Below are 1,674 nucleotides of genomic sequence, written 5' to 3'. Positions count from 1 at the left end.
TGATCCACGCCCATTCCCGGGTTCCCGCGTGGATTGCTTGGTGGAGCAGTTCTTTCAGTGAAGTTCCATGGGTAGTGACAGCTCATGCAAACTACAGCAAAAATGCAGCCTTGTATCCTTTAAAAAGGGCGGATGCCGCCATTTGCGTAAGTAATGGGGTTTTGAAGCATCTTGAGGAGTTTTTGCCAGGTAATACCCGAGTGATATATAACGGTTTACCTAAGGACTACAGCAAGTGGCAAGGAGGAAAAGGTTCCTTTAGAAATTTTCTTTTTGTTGGACGCTTGTCCAAGGTGAAGGGGCTAGATGTGGTTCTCAAGGCCCTGGGGAGTTTGAAGTCCTATGAATGGAAGCTCGATGTTTTAGGGGATGGCCCGCATCGTTTAGTTTTTGAGGACATAGCAAAGGAGTATGGCATAGCGGATAGAGTTAATTTTCATGGTTTTAGGAACGATACTGAGGAATGGATGAAAGAGTGTTCGTGCCTTGTGTTTCCTTCCTTGGAGGAGGGCATGCCCCTTGTCCTCATGCAGGCTATTTATATGGGAGTTCCCGTATTGGCTTCGGATATTCCTCCTGTCAGGGAACTGGTTATTGGTTCCCGCAAGAGCAGCCTTATAGCTCCTGGGGATGTAAAGGCTTGGGAGGAGAGCTTAAGAAAAATCTTCGAGGGGAAGATTGCCTTCCCCGAGTTTGAAGTGAGTAAGATCTTTACTGTGAGGGAGATGGCTTCTCGCATTGAAGAGGTCTACCTAGATTTGCTCGGTCGTAAAAGAACATAAGTTTAGGAGTTCAATGGCATGGTTTTTGAAAGAGGCCTGATATCGGGCAGCGAGAAAGTTCTTTTGAATAGATATAGTGCCATGGGTGATGTCCTCAGGGTAATGCCTTATGCCAAGGCGCTTAAGGATGCATACCCTAACATTCACCTAACCTGGTTTGTCTGTAATCCTTGGGATGAATTGGTTCGCTGTCAACCCTATGTTGATGAAGTTATAGTATGGGAGCAAAGTGCAAGAAATTTGAATTTTATAAAAGCAATATCAGAAATTAGGAAGCGCAAGTTTGACATATTGCTGTGCTTCCAAGGTACAGATAGAGGGGCTTTATTATCCTTGCTTTCCGGCATTCCGGTACGTGTGGGAGCTCATCGCTGGGCTGATTTCGCATATACTCACAACGCGGAAGATGTTGGCAAGTTCATAGGTTTGGATGTGAAGCAATTTGAAAGGCCTTGGATCTATGTTACGAAGGAAGCAGAGGAAAAAGCCAAAGGCATAAGGGAGAAGGTAAATGGCCCTCTGCTTTTTTCCATTGTTGGGGCAAGCAAGGCGGTTAAAAGATGGCCTGCTGGAAGATGGATAGAGCTTTCTGATTTATTGGGACATTTAGGGTGGTCCATGGTTTTAGTGGGTCATGGCGAAGAAGAGGAGAACTTGGCATGGGAAATAGTGAGAAGTTCCAAGGGGCTTAAAGTAATCAACATGGTAGGAAAGTTAAACCTGGTGGAGACTGCAGCGCTTGCGATGGAATGTGATGCTGCCGTAGGAGGAGACACAGGTTTTCTGCACATGGCTAAGTTGATAGGCCTTCCTGCCGTTGGTTTGTTTGGTCCCACCCTTCCAGGAAATGTGGGGTTAGATGATATAGGTGTTAACATTGTCGTTTCATGTG

At 45.8% G+C, this 1,674-nt stretch carries 2 protein-coding genes; both read left to right on the top strand.

Translation table 11 applies throughout. The features are described from left to right. A partial coding sequence (locus tag V7Z69_RS09870) for a glycosyltransferase (RefSeq protein ID WP_334139814.1) occupies positions 1-782 on the top strand: 782 nt, incomplete at its 5' end. Positions 783-800: 18 nt separating this feature from the next. Continuing rightward, positions 801-1,674, top strand: an 874-nt coding sequence (locus V7Z69_RS09865) for a glycosyltransferase family 9 protein (protein ID WP_334139813.1), incomplete at its 3' end; no start/stop codon positions are given.

This window comes from Thermovirga lienii (assembly GCF_036847465.1).
Taxonomy (GTDB): Bacteria; Synergistota; Synergistia; order Synergistales; family Thermovirgaceae; genus Thermovirga; species Thermovirga lienii.
Note: the sequence above shows the minus strand (reverse complement) of the source record. Positions and strands in the feature narration are given on the sequence as shown.